Origin of the sequence: Paenibacillus sp. FSL H8-0332 (genome assembly GCF_037963835.1) — a bacterium.
Classification (GTDB): Bacteria; Bacillota; Bacilli; order Paenibacillales; family Paenibacillaceae; genus Paenibacillus_AQ; species Paenibacillus_AQ rhizoplanae.
Map to the genome: position 1 here is coordinate 7,171,121 of NZ_CP150145.1, position 21,388 is coordinate 7,192,508.

At 50.0% G+C, this 21,388-nt stretch carries 14 protein-coding genes and 2 rRNA genes; 10 read left to right on the forward strand and 6 right to left on the reverse strand.

Features of this window, described 5'->3' with window-relative positions:
• Positions 1-3 precede the first annotated feature (3 nt).
• The 5 genes from mnmE to rpmH form a co-directional block, all read right to left on the reverse strand.
• Positions 4-1,380 carry a tRNA uridine-5-carboxymethylaminomethyl(34) synthesis GTPase MnmE gene (gene mnmE, locus NST43_RS31370; protein WP_339221424.1) on the reverse strand — a complete coding sequence of 459 codons (1,377 nt, stop codon included), beginning with the start codon at positions 1,378-1,380 and terminating at the stop codon, positions 4-6.
• Between the two features lie 79 nt (positions 1,381-1,459).
• Positions 1,460-2,194, reverse strand: coding sequence for an RNA-binding cell elongation regulator Jag/EloR (jag, locus tag NST43_RS31375; protein WP_339221426.1), 735 nt, complete (start codon positions 2,192-2,194; stop codon positions 1,460-1,462).
• Positions 2,191-3,129 carry a YidC/Oxa1 family membrane protein insertase gene (locus NST43_RS31380; protein ID WP_339221428.1) on the reverse strand — a complete coding sequence of 313 codons (939 nt, stop codon included), beginning with the start codon at positions 3,127-3,129 and terminating at the stop codon, positions 2,191-2,193. Before NST43_RS31380 ends, jag begins: the two co-directional genes overlap by 4 nt.
• Positions 3,130-3,216: 87 nt before the next feature.
• A complete protein-coding gene (gene rnpA / locus NST43_RS31385; RefSeq protein ID WP_209987450.1) occupies positions 3,217-3,567 on the reverse strand; it encodes a ribonuclease P protein component in 351 nt (116 codons plus the stop codon).
• Between the two features lie 391 nt (positions 3,568-3,958).
• A complete protein-coding gene (rpmH, locus tag NST43_RS31390) occupies positions 3,959-4,093 on the reverse strand; it encodes a 50S ribosomal protein L34 (RefSeq protein WP_039295761.1) in 135 nt (44 codons plus the stop codon).
• 737 nt (positions 4,094-4,830) lie between these two features.
• Here rpmH and dnaA point away from each other — a divergent pair.
• The 6 genes from dnaA (at position 4,831) to gyrB (ending at position 11,155) form a co-directional block, all read left to right on the forward strand.
• Positions 4,831-6,177 carry a chromosomal replication initiator protein DnaA gene (gene dnaA, locus NST43_RS31395; RefSeq protein WP_339221431.1) on the forward strand — a complete coding sequence of 449 codons (1,347 nt, stop codon included), beginning with the start codon at positions 4,831-4,833 and terminating at the stop codon, positions 6,175-6,177.
• A 196-nt stretch (positions 6,178-6,373) separates the two neighbouring features.
• Positions 6,374-7,516 carry a DNA polymerase III subunit beta gene (gene dnaN / locus NST43_RS31400; RefSeq protein ID WP_209987456.1) on the forward strand — a complete coding sequence of 381 codons (1,143 nt, stop codon included), beginning with the start codon at positions 6,374-6,376 and terminating at the stop codon, positions 7,514-7,516.
• Positions 7,517-7,564: 48 nt separating this feature from the next.
• A complete protein-coding gene (gene yaaA / locus NST43_RS31405; protein WP_209987458.1) occupies positions 7,565-7,795 on the forward strand; it encodes a S4 domain-containing protein YaaA in 231 nt (76 codons plus the stop codon).
• 20 nt (positions 7,796-7,815) lie between these two features.
• Positions 7,816-8,934: a DNA replication/repair protein RecF gene (gene recF / locus NST43_RS31410; protein WP_209987461.1), complete on the forward strand. Its 1,119-nt coding sequence runs from the start codon at positions 7,816-7,818 to the stop codon at positions 8,932-8,934.
• A 15-nt stretch (positions 8,935-8,949) separates the two neighbouring features.
• Positions 8,950-9,198 (forward strand): extracellular matrix/biofilm biosynthesis regulator RemA family protein, encoded by a 249-nt coding sequence (locus NST43_RS31415; RefSeq protein ID WP_209987465.1) that lies wholly within the window; start codon positions 8,950-8,952, stop codon positions 9,196-9,198.
• Positions 9,199-9,244: 46 nt separating this feature from the next.
• The gene (gyrB, locus tag NST43_RS31420; RefSeq protein ID WP_209987468.1) at positions 9,245-11,155 is read left to right on the forward strand and encodes a DNA topoisomerase (ATP-hydrolyzing) subunit B; all 1,911 of its coding nucleotides are present in this window, start codon (positions 9,245-9,247) and stop codon (positions 11,153-11,155) included.
• A 69-nt stretch (positions 11,156-11,224) separates the two neighbouring features.
• Here the strand turns inward: gyrB and NST43_RS31425 are convergent, their stop codons facing one another.
• Positions 11,225-12,112 (reverse strand): YheC/YheD family protein, encoded by an 888-nt coding sequence (locus NST43_RS31425; protein ID WP_209987471.1) that lies wholly within the window; start codon positions 12,110-12,112, stop codon positions 11,225-11,227.
• Positions 12,113-12,407: 295 nt separating this feature from the next.
• Here NST43_RS31425 and gyrA point away from each other — a divergent pair, with 295 nt between their 5' ends.
• The 4 genes from gyrA (at position 12,408) to NST43_RS31445 (ending at position 21,353) form a co-directional block, all read left to right on the forward strand.
• Complete coding sequence (gyrA, locus tag NST43_RS31430; protein ID WP_209987473.1) at positions 12,408-14,948, forward strand: DNA gyrase subunit A; 2,541 nt, start codon at positions 12,408-12,410, stop codon at positions 14,946-14,948.
• Between the two features lie 160 nt (positions 14,949-15,108).
• Entirely contained in the window at positions 15,109-16,209 is a 1,101-nt protein-coding gene (locus tag NST43_RS31435; protein ID WP_339221433.1) for an HD-GYP domain-containing protein, read from the forward strand.
• Positions 16,210-16,582: 373 nt separating this feature from the next.
• Positions 16,583-18,141 (forward strand): 16S ribosomal RNA (locus tag NST43_RS31440).
• A 269-nt stretch (positions 18,142-18,410) separates the two neighbouring features.
• Positions 18,411-21,353: ribosomal RNA gene (locus tag NST43_RS31445) — 23S ribosomal RNA — on the forward strand.
• Together the 16S and 23S rRNA genes form the textbook arrangement of a ribosomal RNA operon.
• Positions 21,354-21,388 lie beyond the last annotated feature (35 nt).

Genomic DNA, 21,388 nt, shown 5'->3' on the forward strand with positions numbered 1-21,388 from the left:
TTATTATTTGCCCAAGCAGAATTGCGAGAAGATCTGGTCCAGCAGAGAATCAGCCGCCGTATCTCCAATAATCTCCCCAAGCTGCTCCCAGGCCAGTCGTACATCAATCTGTATCATATCTATAGGAATCAGCATCTGCGCTGCTTCATAGGCATCCTGCAGTGATCTATGCGCCTTCTTAAGCAAGGCTATATGCCTTACATTGCTTACATAGGTCAGATCGCCCGATTCCAGCTTGCCTCCGAAGAACAGTGCGGAGATCGCCTCTTCCAGTGTGTCGAGTCCTTCCTCTTCCAGCACAGACATTGGTACAATACTCGCTTCATCGAAAAAGGAGCGCAGCTTTCCCGTGTCCAGACGGGGCGGTAAGTCCATTTTATTCATGATGACCAGCGCTTGTCTACCGTGGATTTGTTCCATAAGCGCCAGTTCATCCTCATGAAGCTCCTCATTAGCATTTAGTACCAGCAGAATCAGATCCGCATCGCTGAATGCCGCCTTCGAGCGCTCCACACCGATTCTCTCCACCACATCCATCGTCTCACGGATACCGGCAGTATCCAGCAGCTTCAGCGGGATATTATTAATCGTTACATACTCTTCTATCACATCACGCGTTGTTCCCGGAATGTCGGTAACAATCGCCTTGTTGTCGCGGGCAAGCGCGTTCAGCAGTGAAGACTTCCCTACATTGGGCCGGCCCACAATAGCTGTCGTAATCCCTTCGCGCAGAATCTTTCCTTCATTGGCGGTCCGAAGCAGCTTATCTATGCCTTGCATAACCTCTTGACTCTTATCTTTGATGAAATCGGCAGTTAAAGATTCTACATCATGTTCCGGGTAATCAATGTTCACTTCAATATGGGCCAGTGTCTCAATAAGGGTGTGCCGAAGCTCATGAATACGTGTGGATAACGAGCCGCTAACCTGCTTGAGCGCAACAGAGAAGGCCCGGTCCGACTTGGAACGTATCAGATCAATCACGGCCTCCGCCTGCGACAGATCAATCCGCCCGCCCAAAAAAGCACGTTTCGTGAACTCTCCCGGCTCCGCTAATCTGATATCCTGCTGCAGCAGCAGATCCATTACTCTTCTTACAGAGATTACGCCGCCATGGGCGCTGATCTCTACCACATCCTCTGTTGTAAAAGAACGCGGTCCCTTCATGACCGTTACCAGAACCTCCTCCAGCTGCTCCCCATCCAGCGGACTTACGATATGTCCATAATGCACCGTATGAGAGTCAGCTTCCGTAAGGGGGATACGGCTTTTGAACAAGGGAGCTACTTGGGGGATGGCCTGCGGTCCGCTAACCCGGATGATGGCAATACCGCCCTCACCCAAGGCTGTCGATACGGCAGCAATAGTGTCACTAAGCATGTTGTAATTCACCTCTGGGTATGGTATTAAAAAACAATGACTCCTCGCATAGGTCAAGGAGTCATTGCGGCATATAGTTCTATTTCAAAGTGATAACGACGCGGCGGTTCGGTTCTTCACCCTTGCTAAGGGTGTTCACCTGCCGGTGATCCTGTAGTCTGGAATGGATGATCTTGCGTTCCTGCGGAGACATGGGCTCAAGCACCACCTCTTTGCGGGTCCTCACCACACGCCCGGCCAGACGGTCGGCCAGCTCCTCCAGCGTCTTCTTGCGGCGCTCCCGGAAGTTCTCCGCATCCAGCACGAGCCGGATGAAGCTGTCGGAATACCGGTTGGCAACAATATTAGCCAAATACTGCAAAGCATCGAGAGTTTGTCCTCTTCTGCCAATCAGCAGCCCAAGCTCCGGACCGGAAATTTGCAGAACAGTTGATTCCTTGGCATGAACAATTTCAACTTCCACCTCGAGCCCCATGCTCTTGGCGACATCTACAATGAAATGAACGGCCTGACCGTATGCTTCTTCCACCGGGTGTCCGGAATCCTGGCGCGGCACACCGCTGATCGCCTCTATATTGCTCTCTCTTGTTGACTGCTGAGACAGTAGCGGAGCACTCGCCGCTGATGCCGGTGCGGCTTCCGGGATCAAGGTCAATTCCACCTTGGCTCCCTTCGCACCGATCAATCCAAGGAATCCTTTTGACGGCTGTTCAAGTACGTTGACCGTTACCCGGTCCTTGTGAACTCCAAGCTGATTAAGTCCCCGTTCTACAGCTTCTTCAATGGTTTTCCCTGTCGCGACGACTTTGCTCATTTTGACTTTTTGACCCCCTTCTTCCCATTGCTTCCGTTTGCTTTAGCAGTAGGAGTTACATCTTTGCGGGCGTTAGAGTTGCTGTTCTTGCTCTTCGTCAGGTTAACATCCTTGGCCTTGCTGTTGCCTGCATTGGCCGTGGCATTGGCAGCAACAAGTGCTGCTTTGTGCTTATCATTGTTGCGGTACAAGAAGTAGTTCTGGACAATGGTGTAAATATTGCTGTATACCCAGTACAGAGGCAGAGCAGCCGGGAAATTGTAGGACATGATGAAAATCAGAACCGGATAGACCATCATCATGAACTGCATTGGACCCTGCTGTTGGACCGGATTCATCTTGGTCATCATGCGGGTCTGAATGAAGGTGGTTGCAGCAGCAAGAACCGGCAGGATGAACAAGTGATCGGGTTTGCCGAGCTGCAGCCACAGGAAGTCATGTAATCTAAGATCTGGGTTGTAGTAAATCGAGTTGTATAGGGCGATGAAGATCGGCATTTGCACAATCAGCGGCAGACAGCCTGCCATAGGATTGACCTTATTCTCCTGGAACAGGCGCATCGTTTCCTGCTGTACCTTTTCGGGCTCATCTTTATATTTTTTCTTAATCTTCTCAAGTTCCGGCTGGATGGCCTGCATGGCACGCGAACTCTTTACCTGCTTAATCGTAAGTGGAAGAATCAGCGTACGGACAATGATAACCATTACAAGAACGGCTAGACCATATTGGCCATTGAACCATTTCGCGAAAGTATCCAGGGCAATGGCGAAATAATACACTACATTACTCTGCCAGAAGCCTCCATTTTTCAAATCCTCCGTAGTGTGCGTCACTGTCGTCGCAGACGGAGAGCATCCCGACAGAACAGCGATCATTAGAACCATTAACCCGAGGAGAAGAAACATTTTTCCTCGCTTAGTCTTCATTAGAGACACTTCAAAACCCCTCTCATAAACATTCCATTGCACCGTAAATCATAACATAATTATGGATACAAATAAACAAGCCCTCTTCAGGCTCTTTTACTTGCGTAAAGCCTTGAGCAGCTTGGCTTTGCGCAGCACATGCAGCACGCTTTTCTCCAGCTCGCCGTAATCCTTGGAAAGCGCTCCTTTTCTGACGATGAACACGATGTCCAGATTGCCGGCAATTTCCGGCTCATGGTGACGCACAATCTCCTTCACCAGCCTTCTCATCCGGTTGCGGACTACAGCATTTCCGACCTTCTTGCTGACGGATATGCCCACCCGGAACCGTTCCACCTCTCTTTTGGGGAACCAATACACCACATACTGATGATTCGCAAATGACTTCCCATGGCGGTATACGCGGCTGAAGTCGGCACGGTTTCGTAATCGTAAACTTTTGTGCACGGGAATCTCCTATTCAAATACCGGAATTTCTCCAGGCTCCGGAATTTCATCTTCTAATTAGTATTGTCATTCAAGGGAGACCATAAACAGTTACCGCTGCGGCCCTGGAGACACCCTGCTAACAAACATAGACTCTTGTGCTACCTATAATAATGTGGAAATCATGTGAAACATATAAAATCTTATATTTTAAAAAAAAGCCCCGCAGTAGCGTCAAATCCTCTGCAGAGCCTTTCATTTATTGTCGCAGCAGCAGAAGTAATGGCTGGTTGTCCACTCTCTGAGCGTCATCCTGTTCTGCGCTATATATAGAAGAGAAATAAAAATAATGATACATTCTGCAAATTCAGCGTAAAAAAGGACCACAGCAGTGGTCCCAACGTGGCCTATCTTACGCACTCAAAACTTTTCTGCCTTTCAAGCGGCGGGCTGCCAGCACTTTGCGGCCGTTTTTCGTGCTCATTCTTTTGCGGAAACCATGCACCTTCTTGCGTTTGCTCACATTTGGTCTGAACGTCGGTCTCATGTATTGCACCTCCCTTACAGGAACATAATTACTGTCATATTAGCAGAAACGGACTAAGCCGTCCTTAAAGTAGGGACAGTATCTACAAGTATTATCAATTAAATTTGGAGACATATCCTCACAGAAAACACCTTTATATATTTAAACACATTTTTGCGGCAAAAGTCAACCTTGTCCCTTCTCCCTCTTTTTAAAGGTGTCCCCGTTTCCGGGTATCGGCCGGAATTTTATCCCCAGCTTACCTTGCCCTTCACAATTCTATCCTTAACCGCTTATCCACAAAGAAAAAAATCCAAAAAATAATCCACAGGCTTAAACAGTTATCCACCTGTGATTAATTATGAACGCAGTTTGCTCACAGGTGCGCACAACCTGTGTATAAAAAAATCGCGTCCATTGCAGAAACTGTCGAACGGTAAACAAATTATCAACAATATGTAGTGGTGTGCTTAAAAATTATACACAAGTGATTGAATTTGTGGATAAAATAGCGTGGCTCATTGAAAAACAAGGGGCGTTTTGCTATGATGGTATTACTTTTGAATGTGAATAGATTTGTTTGTTCAATAAATTATCAACAAGCTGTGGATAAAGTTGTGAACAATTCAAGTTTATCCATATTTTTTTGTCTCTTGAACTTGTATACTGGGGATAAGATTCAGCAACAACCCATTTTCTTCGACATTTCCACTTCATGGCTGATGCCACATTTGGAAGATTTAAAGGAGTGACAGTCTGTGGACAGCCATACTTCCGAATTATGGCAGGAAATTTTATTGATTATTCAAACCAAATTAAGCAAACCGAGCTTCGATACCTGGTTCAAGGCCACCAAGGCCATGACGTTCAATTCCCAGGCTCTTATCATCTCGGCGCCCACAACCTTTGCCGTAGAATGGCTGGAAAGTCGCTATACCAAATTGGTAGGAGCAACGGTATATGAAGTTACCGGACAGCAAGTGGAAGTCAGATTTGTCATTGAGGAGAACAAGCCCTCTGAGCCTGTTGTTCAACAAAATGCACCCACTCCCGTCGTCTCTCGCGAAGAAGCGCAGACGCATCTGCTCAATCCCAAATACACCTTCGATACGTTCGTGATTGGTTCCGGCAACCGTTTTGCGCATGCAGCCTCACTCGCTGTAGCCGAAGCGCCGGCCAAAGCCTATAACCCTCTGTTTTTGTATGGAGGCGTAGGTCTCGGGAAGACCCACCTGATGCATGCGATCGGCCACTATGTGCTGGAGCATAACCCCAACAATAAGGTGATTTACATCTCCTCCGAGAAGTTCACGAATGAATTCATCAACTCCATCCGTGATAACCGCGGCGAAAGCTTCCGCAACAAGTACCGCAGTGTTGACATTTTGCTGATTGATGACATCCAATTCCTGGCTGGCAAAGAGTCGACACAGGAGGAATTTTTCCATACGTTCAATGCACTTCATGAAGAACGCAAACAGATCATCATCTCAAGCGACCGGCCTCCCAAGGAAATTCCCACGCTGGAGGAACGGCTTCGTTCCCGGTTTGAATGGGGTCTGATCACTGATATTCAGCCTCCGGATCTGGAGACACGGATTGCCATTCTGCGTAAGAAGGCCAAAGCGGAGAACCTGGACATCCCGAACGAAGCGATGATGTACATCGCCAATCAGATTGATACGAATATCCGGGAGCTGGAAGGCGCGCTGATTCGTGTTGTAGCCTATTCATCGCTGACCAATCAGGATGTGACGACGCATCTGGCGGCGGAAGCGCTGAAGGATATCATTCCATCCAGCCGTCCGAAGATGATCACCATGAACGATATTCAGCAAAAAGTCGGCGAATACTACAATTTGCGCATGGAGGATTTCAAAGCGCGGAAACGCACGAAGGCTGTTGCTTTTCCAAGGCAGATTGCCATGTACTTGTCGCGTGAACTGACAGATTATTCGCTGCCCAAGATCGGTGAAGCCTTCGGAGGACGTGATCATACGACCGTTATCCATGCCCATGAGAAGATTACGCAGCAATTAAAGGTGGACCAGGAGCTCTATAAAGTGGTAAATAATCTTGCGGAGAAAATTAAAAATCCTTCCTAAGAGGAACAAAGAGCCTATACACAATCTATACACATGTGGGTAGGCTTAATTTTATGCTGTTTTGCGACTTATCCACATAAACGGAGCCCCTACTACTAATACTATTAAATAACTATAATAATTCATCTTCTAAGAGCAGGTTTCAAAGAGGATTTACGTAGACCCATTTCTCAATTTTTCAGCTAGGAGTGAAATTATGAAAATCAGCATTCTCAAAAATGAACTCAACGAATCCATTGGCCATGTCTCCAAGGCAATCTCCAGCAGAACAACCATCCCTATTCTGACCGGTATTAAGTTTGAGGTTAGCCATCAAGGAGTTACGCTGACTGCAAGCGATACGGATATTTCCATTCAGTCCTTCATCCCTGCCGAGAATGATAGCCAGACGATCGTCAAGGTAGAACAACCGGGCAGCGTAGTGCTTCCAGCCAAGTTCTTCGTTGAGATTATCAAGAAGCTCCCCTCCCAAGAGATTCACATGGAAGTTAAAGACGGCTTCCAAACCTTCATCTCCTCCGGCTCTACGGAGATTCAGATTGTGGGCCTCGATCCTGAAGAGTTCCCTGTCCTGCCAAGCATCGAGGAGAATGAAACCATCTCCATGCCTGGTGATTTGCTGAAGAATATGATCAAGCAGACCGCTTTCTCCATCTCCACCCAAGAGACAACACCGATTCTGACAGGCATTCTGTGGAATCTGGCTGACAATGAATTCAAGTTCACGGCTACCGACCGCCACCGGCTCGCTACCAGAGCTGCACATCTCGAAGGGACAGAGAGCATACAGTTCGCGAATATTGTCATTGCCGGCAAAACGCTGAACGAGCTCAGCAAAATCATCCCTGATCAGAATATGCTGGTGGATATTGTCGTGGCCGATAATCAAGTTCTGTTCAAAATCGACAAAGTGCTGTTCTATTCGCGCATTCTGGATGGCATTTATCCGGATACTTCTAGAATTATTCCAACCACCTACAAAACAGAACTAACTTTGGACACAAAAAAATTAAGCGAATCGATTGACCGTGCTTATTTGCTGTCCCGTGAAGAAAAAACGAACATCGTCCGCATGCAGACCCTGGAGAACGGCGATGTAGAGATCTCCTCCAGCTCGTCAGAGCTTGGTAAGGTACGTGAAGAGCTGGAAGTCATCGATTTCAAGGGTGAGCCGCTGCGGATCTCCTTCAACTCCAAATACATGCTTGATGTGCTGAAGGTTGTGGAGAGCGAGCAGCTTGTCATCGCTTTCACCGGCATGATGAGCCCGATTATTCTTAGACCGCTCGATGAGAGCCGGAGCCTGTATGTGATTCTGCCGTACCGGACAACTAATTAACGCCCTGTTCATCAACATGTGGATAAGTGGCAGGAAGGATAAAAAAAGATGAAAAAAATAGTTATCCACAGTGGATACATTAAGCTCGACCAGTTCCTGAAGCTCTCCGATTGTGTATCCACAGGGGGGATGGCCAAGGCGCTGCTGCAGGAAGGGCATGTGCAGGTGAATGGTGAGGTTGAAGAACGCCGTGGCCGGAAGCTCTACCCGGGTGATAAAATACAGGTACAGGATAACGGCGTGTTTGAAGTTGAGGGCGGCGGAGTCAAGGAGGAGTAACCCTAAGGAGGAACAGGCTCTTGTTTGTCAAAAATATCGGACTGCAGGATTACCGTAACTATGGGCTGCTGCGTCTTGAGCATCTGGGCGATGTGAACCTTATTCTCGGACAGAACGCCCAAGGCAAAACCAATCTCATGGAGGCCTTGTTTGTCTTGGCCATGACCAAAAGCCATCGTACCTCCAAGGACAAGGAACTGATCTCCTTCGATGCACCGTCGGGTTCGGCACAGATTGTTGCCGAGGTGGAGCGTAAGTACGGGGATCTTAAGCTGGAGCTGACCCTGTCCCCGCAGGGCAAGAAGGCCAGAATTAACGGCCTCGAGCAGCGCCGGCTAAGTGAATTCGTAGGTTCACTGAACGTGGTAATGTTTGCCCCGGAGGATCTGGAGATTGTCAAAGGCACTCCGGGAATCCGGCGCCGGTTCCTTGACATGGAGATTGGTCAGGTCCAGCCAAGCTACCTGTTTCATCTGCAGCAGTACCAGAAAATCCTCCTCCAACGGGGCAATCTGCTGAAGCAACTATGGGGTAAAGAGGCAAGCGGCCGGGAGCTTCTGGACATCTGGGACGCCCAACTTGTAGAACATGGTGTTAAAATCGTAAAAAAAAGGAAACAATTCATAAAGAAGCTGCAGATATGGGCAGAAAGCATCCACCGGGGCATCACAAACGGCGGAGAAGAGCTCAAACTGCTCTATGTCCCCTCGTTTGGTGAGCGTGAAGAGGAAGATGAAGCTGTCTTATTGGACAAATTTATGTTAAAGTTATCACAAACAAGAGATCAGGAAATCAGGCGCGGCATGACGCTGACGGGTCCCCATCGGGATGACCTGTCCTTTTTTATCAACGGAAGAGAAGCTCAGGTCTACGGTTCCCAGGGACAGCAACGTACGGCAGCTTTATCGCTCAAGCTGGCGGAAATTGAACTGATCCATGAGGAGATCGGAGAATATCCTGTGCTGCTTCTTGATGATGTTTTGTCCGAACTTGATCCCTATCGTCAGACCCAGCTTATCGAAACCTTTCAGAGCAAGGTGCAGACCTTCATCACCGCCACCGGTGTAGAGGGACTGAATGCTGATAAACTAAAGGGTGCAATCCTGTATCATGTTCATGGCGGCAAAGTGGAGCTATAAGAGCGGAGGAAGACCATGTATATTCATTTGGGCGGAGAAAAAATTATTCGATCCTCAGAGCTGATTGCTATATTTGATATATCGATTGAGAAATCCTCCAAGGTATCGAAGCAATTTATGACTCATTCCCAGCAGGATAAGAAGCTGGAACGCATTGGTGAAGAGGAAGCGAAGTCTATAGTCGTAACCAGAAATACTGTCTACTACTCCCCGATCTCCTCCTCCACTCTCAAAAAAAGAGCCAAACTCTTGTTAGAAATATAAGGTTTCACAAGTTACATGAGATAATCTGAAAGAAGTAGGTGAAGGCATGTCAATGAATCAACCGACATATGATGAGAGCCAGATTCAGGTACTGGAAGGGCTGGAAGCAGTTCGGAAACGTCCCGGCATGTACATTGGCTCCACTAGCGCCAAAGGTCTGCATCATTTGGTCTGGGAGGTTGTCGATAATAGTATCGATGAGGCGCTGGCAGGTTTTTGCGACCGGATTCAAGTCATAATTACTGAAAATAATAGTGTGACTGTTATTGACAACGGGCGGGGAATTCCTGTTGGTGAGAACGTCAAGCTGAAGAAGTCCACGCTTGAAGTGGTCATGACTGTCCTGCATGCGGGCGGAAAGTTCGGCGGCGGGGGTTACAAGGTGTCCGGCGGTCTTCACGGCGTAGGGATCTCTGTGGTTAACGCCTTGTCCGAGAAGGTAGTTGTCACTGTCAAACGTGACGGGCATGTCTACCAGCAGGAGTACAACCGCGGCGTGCCGCAATATGACATCCGAGTGATCGGGGATACAGAGGAGACGGGGACCACCACCACCTTCCACCCGGACCCGGATATTTTTACCGAAACCACTACTTTTGAATACTCCACGCTCCTTACCCGTATCCGGGAGCTGGCCTTCCTGAACAAGGGCATTGAGTTGTCACTGCTGGATGAACGGACCGGAGTCAACAATACGTTCAAGTATGAAGGCGGTATTGTGGAGTATGTGAAATTCCTTAACGAGAAAAAAGAAGCTCTTCATGAGGATCCCATCTACGTGGAAGGCTCACGGGATATGATCGCGGTTGAAGTGGCTCTCCAATATAACGATTCATACACAGAGAACATTTATTCATTCGCTAATAATATCAATACCCATGAAGGCGGAACGCATGAATCCGGCTTCAAGAGTGCCTTGACGCGGATCATTAATGACTACGCACGCAAGGCAGGCGTGATCAAGGACAGCAGTCAGAATCTGACCGGGGATGATGTCCGGGAGGGTCTGACGGCGATTATCTCCGTCAAGATTCCTGAGCCGCAGTTCGAAGGCCAGACCAAGACTAAGCTCGGCAACAGTGAAGTCCGCGGGATTGTAGAATCGCTATTCGGCGAGAAGCTGCAGGAGTTCCTGGAAGAGAACCCTGCCGTTTCGCGCAAGGTGCTAGAGAAGTCATTGCAGGCTTCCCGTGCCCGTGAAGCGGCCAAAAAGGCCCGTGAGCTAACCCGCCGCAAGAGTGCGCTTGAAGTCAGCGCCCTGCCGGGTAAGCTGGCAGACTGCTCCTCCAAGGATGCGTCTATCAGTGAGCTGTACATCGTCGAAGGTGACTCGGCCGGCGGATCGGCTAAGCAGGGCCGGGACCGTCATTTCCAGGCCATCCTGCCGTTGCGCGGTAAGATCCTGAACGTTGAGAAGGCCCGGCTGGACCGGATCTTGTCCAATGCGGAAATCCGGGCGATTATTACCGCACTCGGAACCGGGATCAGCGATGATTTCGACCTCTCGAAGGCGCGTTACCACAAGGTGGTCATCATGACCGATGCGGACGTCGACGGCGCCCATATCAGAACACTGCTGCTGACCTTCTTCTACCGCTACATGCGGAAGATTGTCGATGCAGGGTATATCTATATCGCCCAGCCGCCGCTCTTCAAGATCGAGCGAAACAAGGTTGTGCGCTATGCACAGTCCGAGCGGGAACGCGATGAGATTATTGCTACCTTTGGCGAGAACGTGAAGGTTAACGTTCAGCGCTACAAAGGTCTGGGTGAGATGAATGCCACCCAGCTATGGGATACTACCATGGACCCTGAGACCCGCACTATGTTACAGGTGACCATTGAGGATGCTATGCTGGCAGACAGTATCTTTGATACCCTGATGGGTGACAATGTCGAACCACGCCGCGAATTCATTCAGGAACACGCACAATCTGTCAAAAACCTGGATATTTAAGCAGCCTATAGCGGACCTCCGGATTATCCCTTGCGGGTGAAGCCGGAGGTTTTTTAATAATACATAGAGCTATACGTTGGATAGTCGCTTGCGGCGGCTGGGCACAGACTTCCGGTTAGGCTTTAACCGTCCATAGGCCACAGCATAACGGTGGATTCTGCGGTAAATCCCTTTGTTCGGGAACAATTTGAAAACAATGATAGAGGGTAAGGTGTTCACTTCAAGCAGCCATAGATCGTGGTGCTGGTCCATTGCTACATCAAGTCCGAGCTCTTTGAGTCCTGGATAAGCCGTTTCAAGCTGTGCCCCGATCCGGACGCCCAGAGATTTCAGCTGCTGGGTAGTCGCAGACATTTCGTCAGAGGTCATATGGTCCTTGAACAGGGTATCTACCGGAAAAATACTGCCCCCGCTGTGATAATTCGTAATCACCTTCTGCGGTGCGGCTACCCGGCCAAGCATGCCTGTAGTCTCCCAGCTACCGTGAGGATTCTTCTGGGTAAGCACGCGCAAGTCGAAGGGACGGTCCTGATACTGAAGCAGATCAATGCCCTGCTGGACCAGATAAGTGCGGTCTTTAACCCGGGGCACTAGCGCAGCATGAAGCTCTTCGGGGCTGTTAAAGACCTCGGCATCCTTGGCATACCTCAGAATATACATCAGCTTCGGCTCTGCCGGTACGGCTGCTTCACTGCTTACGGATTCTGGTTCCGGCTCACTGGTATCCGGCTGCTGCCCGCTGGGACTTAAGTGTACGATCCTCTGCTCGGCTCTCATTACTCCGCTGCCATAAGTGCCGCGGTCGGGTTTAATGTATACCGTGCCGTGCAGATGCAGCATTTCTTTCAGATCCTCCAGGCCATATTTGCGAGTTTCCGGAATATAGACCGAGAGGTGACGGTTTTGCAGAATGACTTTCGTTTTTGCCCATTTGCTGGACACGCGTTGAATCTTCATGTTCTGCCTCCGTTTCTTTACGCATAGCGAATTTTCAGGACAAGACAACTAAATAATGTTATAATATCAGGATATGAGATTTAACTTTTCGGGACGAAAACAGGGGCATGAAGCCAATTCTCTTGTCTCTACAGTCTATGTACTGAAGACAGCAGCGGAGAGGGCGTATACCCTTATCCGTACTAAAAGAAAATCAATATAGACGATAACAGGCTATCATGTTTAATTGTGCTGGTTTTGTGAAAGTAATATAATATAGGGTAGCGGTTTTTAACTGAAGGAGGTCCACCAACTCATGGCTGAACAAAATAACCCGCAAGTCAAGGATCGGGACATTGGCGTGGAAATGCGAGAATCCTTTATGGATTACGCAATGAGCATCATTGTAAGCCGGGCTTTGCCGGATGTGCGGGATGGACTTAAGCCTGTTCACCGACGCATTTTGTTTGCAATGTCGGAACTTGGTATGTCCTCGGATAAGCCACATAAGAAGTCAGCTAGAATCGTCGGAGAGGTTATCGGTAAGTATCACCCTCACGGTGACTCGGCGGTCTATGAAACCATGGTACGTATGGCACAGGATTTCTCCATGCGCTATATGCTTGTAGACGGTCATGGTAACTTCGGTTCAATTGACGGAGATATGGCGGCTGCAATGCGTTATACAGAAGCACGTTTGTCCAAAATTGCCGGAGAAATGCTCCGTGATCTGAACAAGGAAACGGTTGATTTCGCTCCCAACTATGACGGTGAAGAGAACGAGCCTGTAGTCTTGCCTGCGCGTTATCCCAATCTGCTGGTCAATGGTGTAGGCGGGATTGCGGTGGGTATGGCAACCAACATTCCTCCGCATAATCTCGGTGAGGTCATTGACGGTGTGCAGGCGATGATCAAGAATCCTGATATTACGCCTCTGGAGCTCATGGAATATATCCAAGGTCCAGACTTCCCGACGGCCGGGTACATTCTGGGCCGGGAAGGAATACGTCAGGCCTACCGGACAGGACGCGGATCGGTTACCATGCGTGCCAAGGCGACGATTGAAGAGAATAACGGCAAAGCACGGATCATTGTGCATGAGCTTCCTTACCAGGTCAACAAAGCCCGGCTCGTGGAGAAGATCGCGGAGCTGGTGCGTGAGAAACGCATCGAGGGCATTACGGATCTGCGTGATGAGTCTGACCGTAACGGAATGCGCGTAGTGGTTGAAATGAGACGGGATGTGAATCCAAGTGTTGTACTCAACAATCTCTACAAGCATACTTCCATGCAGTCCACCTTCGGAATCAACATGCTGGCTATTGTCAACAAAGAACCGAAGATTCTGAACCTGCGTGATGTGCTGTATCACTATCTGCAGCATCAGATTGAAGTCATCCGCCGCCGGACGATCTTCGACCTCAAGAAGGCGGAAGCACGGGCGCATATTCTGGAAGGTCTGCGTGTTGCCCTGGATCATCTGGATGAGGTCATTGCCCTGATCCGCGCCTCACGCACAACCGATATTGCCCGTGAAGGTCTGATGGAGACCTTCAGTCTAAGCGTGGAGCAGGCTCAGGCGATCCTCGATATGCGGATGCAGCGCCTGACCGGTCTTGAACGCGAGAAGATCGAGAATGAATATAACGAGTTGTTGTCCAAGATCGCTGAATACCGTGAGATCCTGGCTAACGAGCATCTCGTACTGGATATCATCAGCAACGAGCTGCAGGAGATTCGTGATAAATACTCCGATGACCGCCGTACGGAAATTACGGTTGGGGAAGAGAGCATTCTCGACGAGGATCTGATTCCGCGTGAAGAGGTAGTTATCACAATTACCCATACCGGCTATATCAAACGTCTTCCGGTCACCACTTACCGCAGCCAGAAGCGCGGCGGACGCGGTGTAATCGGAATGGACACTAAGGATCAGGACTTTGTGGAGCATCTCTTCGTGAGCAACTCCCATAACTACCTAATGTTCTTTACTGATAAGGGCAAGGTGTACCGGATTAAGGCCTATGAGATTCCGGAGCTTGGACGGACTGCCCGGGGAACGCCGATCATCAACCTGATTCAAATTGAGCAAGGGGAGAAGATTAGCGCGGTCATCCAGGTGGAGGAAGCGGACAGCGACAAGTACCTGTTCTTTGCTACCCGTGAGGGAATTGTGAAGAAAACACCTTTGGAAGATTACAACAACATCCGTAAGGGCGGCTTGATTGCAATCAATCTCCGTGAGGAGGATTCACTGATTGAAGTGAAGCTGACGGACGGTGAGCAGAATCTGATTATCGGTACTGCACGCGGAATGTCGATTACCTTCTCGGAGAATGATGTGCGCTCCATGGGCCGCAGCGCTACCGGGGTTAAGGGGATCACGCTTGATTCCAATGACCATGTTATTGGCATGGACTGCGTAGACCCGGAGCTTGAGGTGCTGATCGTAACCACCAAGGGCTATGGTAAACGGACACCTGCCGGCGACTACCGGTCTCAGACCCGCGGCGGTAAAGGCATCAAGACCATTAACCTTACAGATAAGAACGGGCCGGTTGTCGGGCTGAAGGTCGTCAAGCAGGACGAGGACCTGATGATTATTACGACCAGCGGTACCCTGATCCGTACCAGTATGGACGGAATATCTACAATGGGCCGTTACGCGCAGGGTGTTAGACTGATTAACATCCGTGAGGATGATGCAGTAGCCACACTGTGCAGAGCGGATAAAGAGGATGAAGAACTGTCTGAGCATGAGGACGGCGAAGACATTCAAGGAACTCCGGTAGAAGGCGATGGCGAAGTCAGCCAGCCTGAAGCGGATGCCGTGAACGAAGACGACAACCTCGAATAATGATTGCAGGAGAGCATGGGTTTCTGATGTATAGAAATCCATGCTCTTTTTTTATACCCAATTACCTGATGAACGGGGAATTCTCTATCTAGCCGCTTCCCGGGTTCCATACTATAATTAGAGAATTACAGGTGTCACCGACATAAAGGGGCTTAGGCTTATGCCAAACATATCCGTTGGAGAGATTAAAGCGGGTTCAAAGATTATTAAAGATGTGATCACTCCATTAGGAGGAGTGTTGTTCGGAAAGGGCAAGATTATTCTGCCCCGGGATATTGAGATTTTGCAGGCTTTTTTGATCGGACAGGTTGAGGTTGAAGGGGCGCAAGGGGAAGACAAAACTACGGAGAGCGCTAAACCGGCAGTAAAGCAGCAAGCAGCCAAGGCAGGTGCGCTGATCAATGAGTCGGTGCTGGCCAAGAGTAATTCTCCGCTTCACGATGAGTATGAGAAAATGCTGGTGCTTATCAAGCAGAGCTACCGTGCCGCCGCCGCTGCATCACTGCCAATCTTCGAACTGCGGAGTCAGCTGGAGCTGCTGATTACCCATTTGAAGGATTACCATGTCTTAAAGTTTGCGCCGCGTGTGTTGTTTGACCAGGAATATAATTATCATAATGCTGTCTTATCTGCCTTGACTTCATATAGAATTGCCCAGTGGTGCGGATATCCCCAGAAGGATTGGATGCAGGCTGCTTTTGCCGGCTTGCTGCATGATGTAGGCAACACTAAAGTAGACGAAGCTCTGCTACAGAAGCCGACTCCTCTAAGCGCTCCAGAGATTGACGAGGTACGCAGGCACACTACATACGGATACCAGCTGCTGCGCAATGTCACAGCCATTAACGAAGGGGTTAGACTGGCCGCCTTGCAGCACCATGAGAAGATAGACGGTTCAGGATATCCACTTAGGCTGGATGGCAGCCAGATTCATTTCTACGCCAAGATTGTGGCAGTCGCCGATATCTTCCATGCCATGACGCTGGGAAAAGCCTACAGAAAGGCACAGTCGCCTTATCTGGTATTGGAGCAGCTGCAGAAGGAGAGCTTCGGAAAGCTCGATCCAGTGATCGTACAGACCTTCATTCAAAAGACGACAGACTTGTATAACGGTACACGGATACGGCTCAGCGATGGGCGTCATGGGGAAATCATCTTTACCGACCGCAACAACCCGACAAGACCCATGGTTCAGGTTGAAGGAAACATCGTTAATCTGATCAATGAGCGAGAGCTGCATATTCAGGAGATTATTGCTTAGCACGAGTGGATAAGGGATCAGAGAGCTATGCTAGCTTGCTTGGCTAGGGCGGTTATGGATAGCATAGCTTTATAATAATCATTTCAAAATAATGCTTGCAATGAGTTTCTATCCATGATATATTCTATTTCTGGCCGCGAAACATCAACGGTTTGCTCGAAAAGAAGTTGAAAAAAAGAGCTTGCATTGATTGGCTGGATGTGATATATTATAAGAGTTGCTGGTGACGGAGTAATCGTCGCTAACAACGAGCTTGATCTTTGAAAACTGAACAACGAGTGAGTATCTGGAGATCACTTCGGTGAGATCCAAAAATGAGAATGAAAATTCTCGTCAGATGTTTCAAAATGAGCAATCGCTCTTTCTAAATACCAATTTGGAGAGTTTGATCCTGGCTCAGGACGAACGCTGGCGGCATGCCTAATACATGCAAGTCGAGCGGAGTTATGATGGAGCTTGCTCCTGATTAACTTAGCGGCGGACGGGTGAGTAACACGTAGGCAACCTGCCCTCAAGACTGGGATAACTACCGGAAACGGTAGCTAATACCGGATAATTTCTTTCCTCTCCTGAAGAGAGAATGAAAGGCGGAGCAATCTGCTGCTTGGGGATGGGCCTGCGGCGCATTAGCTAGTTGGTGGGGTAACGGCTCACCAAGGCGACGATGCGTAGCCGACCTGAGAGGGTGAACGGCCACACTGGGACTGAGACACGGCCCAGACTCCTACGGGAGGCAGCAGTAGGGAATCTTCCGCAATGGGCGCAAGCCTGACGGAGCAATGCCGCGTGAGTGATGAAGGTTTTCGGATCGTAAAGCTCTGTTGCCAGGGAAGAACGTCCGGTAGAGTAACTGCTGCCGGAGTGACGGTACCTGAGAAGAAAGCCCCGGCTAACTACGTGCCAGCAGCCGCGGTAATACGTAGGGGGCAAGCGTTGTCCGGAATTATTGGGCGTAAAGCGCGCGCAGGCGGTCATTTAAGTCTGGTGTTTAAACCTTGGGCTCAACCTGAGGTCGCACTGGAAACTGGGTGACTTGAGTACAGAAGAGGAAAGTGGAATTCCACGTGTAGCGGTGAAATGCGTAGATATGTGGAGGAACACCAGTGGCGAAGGCGACTTTCTGGGCTGTAACTGACGCTGAGGCGCGAAAGCGTGGGGAGCAAACAGGATTAGATACCCTGGTAGTCCACGCCGTAAACGATGAGTGCTAGGTGTTAGGGGTTTCGATACCCTTGGTGCCGAAGTTAACACAGTAAGCACTCCGCCTGGGGAGTACGGTCGCAAGACTGAAACTCAAAGGAATTGACGGGGACCCGCACAAGCAGTGGAGTATGTGGTTTAATTCGAAGCAACGCGAAGAACCTTACCAGGTCTTGACATCCAACTAACGAAGCAGAGATGCATCAGGTGCCCTTCGGGGAAAGTTGAGACAGGTGGTGCATGGTTGTCGTCAGCTCGTGTCGTGAGATGTTGGGTTAAGTCCCGCAACGAGCGCAACCCTTGACTTTAGTTGCCAGCAGGTGAAGCTGGGCACTCTAGAGTGACTGCCGGTGACAAACCGGAGGAAGGTGGGGATGACGTCAAATCATCATGCCCCTTATGACCTGGGCTACACACGTACTACAATGGCCGGTACAACGGGAAGCGAAGCCGCGAGGTGGAGCCAATCCCAGCAAAGCCGGTCTCAGTTCGGATTGCAGGCTGCAACTCGCCTGCATGAAGTCGGAATTGCTAGTAATCGCGGATCAGCATGCCGCGGTGAATACGTTCCCGGGTCTTGTACACACCGCCCGTCACACCACGAGAGTTTACAACACCCGAAGTCGGTGGGGTAACCCGCAAGGGAGCCAGCCGCCGAAGGTGGGGTAGATGATTGGGGTGAAGTCGTAACAAGGTAGCCGTATCGGAAGGTGCGGCTGGATCACCTCCTTTCTATGGAGAATCGTTTCCTGCAACGGAAACATTCAAATCGGAAGCTAAAGCTTCCACAATAGAACCCTTGGGTTCGAATACTCACTCGTTGGTCAGTTTTGAGAGTTTAAGCTCTCATCTTTAACTTTGATCCTTGAAAACTGGATACCGAAATGAATTTGCGTTTTAGAACATTCCTTTAAGCTGAACTTGTGTAAACAAGTTTCAATATTTTAGTGATGCTAAGCGAAGGTTTTCGATTGTGCAAACAAGCGAAACGCCGGAGCATTGGTTAAGCTACTAAGAGCACACGGAGGATGCCTAGGCGCCAGGAGCCGACGAAGGACGTGGCGAACAACGAAACTGCCTCGGGGAGCTGTAAGCAAGCTTTGATCCGGGGGTGTCCGAATGGGGAAACCCAGCTGTGGTAATTCGCAGTTACTCGTATCTGAATACATAGGATACGCAGAGGCAGACCAGGGGAACTGAAACATCTAAGTACCCTGAGGAAGAGAAAACAATAGTGATTCCGTCAGTAGCGGCGAGCGAACGCGGAACAGCCTAAACCAAGGGGCTTGCCTCTTGGGGTTGTGGGACGTCTCACATGGAGTTACAAAGGAATATGGTAGGCGAAGAGGTCTGGAAAGGCCCGCGATAGAGGTAAAAGCCCTGTAGCCTAAACTGTGTTCTCTCCGAGACGGATCCCGAGTAGTGCGGGGCACGTGAAACCCCGTATGAATCCAGCAGGACCATCTGCTAAGGCTAAATACTACCTGGCGACCGATAGTGAAACAGTACCGTGAGGGAAAGGTGAAAAGCACCCCGGAAGGGGAGTGAAATAGAACCTGAAACCGTGTGCTTACAAAAAGTCAGAGCCCTATGCTGGACTTGTCCAGCACGGGTGATGGCGTGCCTTTTGTAGAATGAACCGGCGAGTTACGTTTAACATGCAAGGTTAAGGTGAGAAGCCGGAGCCGCAGCGAAAGCGAGTCTGAATAGGGCGATTTAGTATGTGGACGTAGACCCGAAACCGTGTGATCTACCCCTGTCCAGGGTGAAGGTGCGGTAACACGCACTGGAGGCCCGAACCCACGCATGTTGAAAAATGCGGGGATGAGGTGGGGGTAGCGGAGAAATTCCAATCGAACTCGGAGATAGCTGGTTCTCCCCGAAATAGCTTTAGGGCTAGCCTCGGTGAATGGAGTCGTGGAGGTAGAGCACTGATTGGGTGCGGGGCCCGCAAGGGTTACCAAGCTCAGTCAAACTCCGAATGCCATGTACTTCTTGCCGGGAGTCAGACAGTGAGTGCTAAGATCCATTGTCAAAAGGGAAACAGCCCAGACCATCAGCTAAGGTCCCCAAGTGTGTGTTAAGTGGGAAAGGATGTGGAGTTGCACAGACAACCAGGATGTTGGCTTAGAAGCAGCCACCATTGAAAGAGTGCGTAATAGCTCACTGGTCGAGTGACTCTGCGCCGAAAATGTAACGGGGCTAAACACACCACCGAAGCTATGGCTAGATGCTTTGCATCTGGGGTAGGGGAGCGTTGTATGTAGGTTGAAGGTGTACCGTAAGGAGCGCTGGACAGCATACAAGTGAGAATGCCGGTATGAGTAACGAAAAGATCAGTGAGAATCTGATCCGCCGAAAGCCCAAGGTTTCCTGAGGAAGGCTCGTCCGCTCAGGGTAAGTCGGGACCTAAGGCGAGGCCGAAAGGCGTAGTCGAAGGACAACAGTTTGAAATTACTGTACCACCGTAATCCGCTATGAGCGATGGGGTGACGCAGGAGGGTAGTGACGCGGACTGATGGATATGTCCGTCTAAGCAGTGAGGCTGGTGTGTAGGCAAATCCGCACACTACTAAGGCCAGGCTGTGATGGGGAGCGAAAATTACAGTAGCGAAGGTCATGATCTCACACTGCCAAGAAAAGCCTCTAGCCAGGAGAAGGTGCCCGTACCGCAAACCGACACAGGTAGGCGAGAAGAGAATTCTAAGGCGCGCGGAAGAACTCTCGTTAAGGAACTCGGCAAAATGACCTCGTAACTTCGGGAGAAGAGGTGCCTCGGTAGGGTGAATAGCCCGAGGGGGCCGCAGTGAAAAGGCCCAAGCGACTGTTTAGCAAAAACACAGGTCTGTGCGAAGCCGTAAGGCGAAGTATACGGGCTGACGCCTGCCCGGTGCTGGAAGGTTAAGGGGAGTGGTTAGGGGCAACCCGAAGCTGTGAACCGAAGCCCCAGTAAACGGCGGCCGTAACTATAACGGTCCTAAGGTAGCGAAATTCCTTGTCAGGTAAATTCTGACCCGCACGAATGGCGTAACGACTTGGGCGCTGTCTCAACGAGAGATCCGGTGAAATTTTAATACCTGTGAAGATGCAGGTTACCCGCGACAAGACGGAAAGACCCCATGGAGCTTTACTGCAGCTTGATATTGAATTTGGGTACGATCTGTACAGGATAGGTGGGAGCCGGTGAGGCAGGAGCGCAAGCTTCTGCGGAGGCGCCGTTGGGATACCACCCTGATCGTATCTAGGTTCTAACCTAGTGCCCTTACCGGGTACGGGGACCGTGTCAGGCGGGCAGTTTGACTGGGGCGGTCGCCTCCTAAAGAGTAACGGAGGCGTTCAAAGGTTCCCTCAGAATGGTTGGAAATCATTCGCAGAGTGCAAAGGCATAAGGGAGCTTGACTGCGAGACCTACAAGTCGAGCAGGGACGAAAGTCGGACTTAGTGATCCGGTGGTACCGCATGGAAGGGCCATCGCTCAACGGATAAAAGCTACCCTGGGGATAACAGGCTTATCTCCCCCAAGAGTCCACATCGACGGGGAGGTTTGGCACCTCGATGTCGGCTCATCGCATCCTGGGGCTGAAGTAGGTCCCAAGGGTTGGGCTGTTCGCCCATTAAAGCGGTACGCGAGCTGGGTTCAGAACGTCGTGAGACAGTTCGGTCCCTATCTGTCGTGGGCGCAGGAAATTTGAGAGGAGCTGTCCTTAGTACGAGAGGACCGGGATGGACGTACCGCTGGTGCATCAGTTGTTCCGCCAGGAGCATGGCTGAGTAGCTACGTACGGACGGGATAAGCGCTGAAAGCATCTAAGCGTGAAGCCCCCCTCAAGATGAGATTTCCCAACATGTAAGACCCCTTGAAGACGACGAGGTAGATAGGTTGGAGGTGGAAGTGCAGCAATGCATGGAGCTGACCAATACTAATCGGTCGAGGGCTTATCCAAATTTCTAACACGCAGATTCATTTCGGATTCAGTTT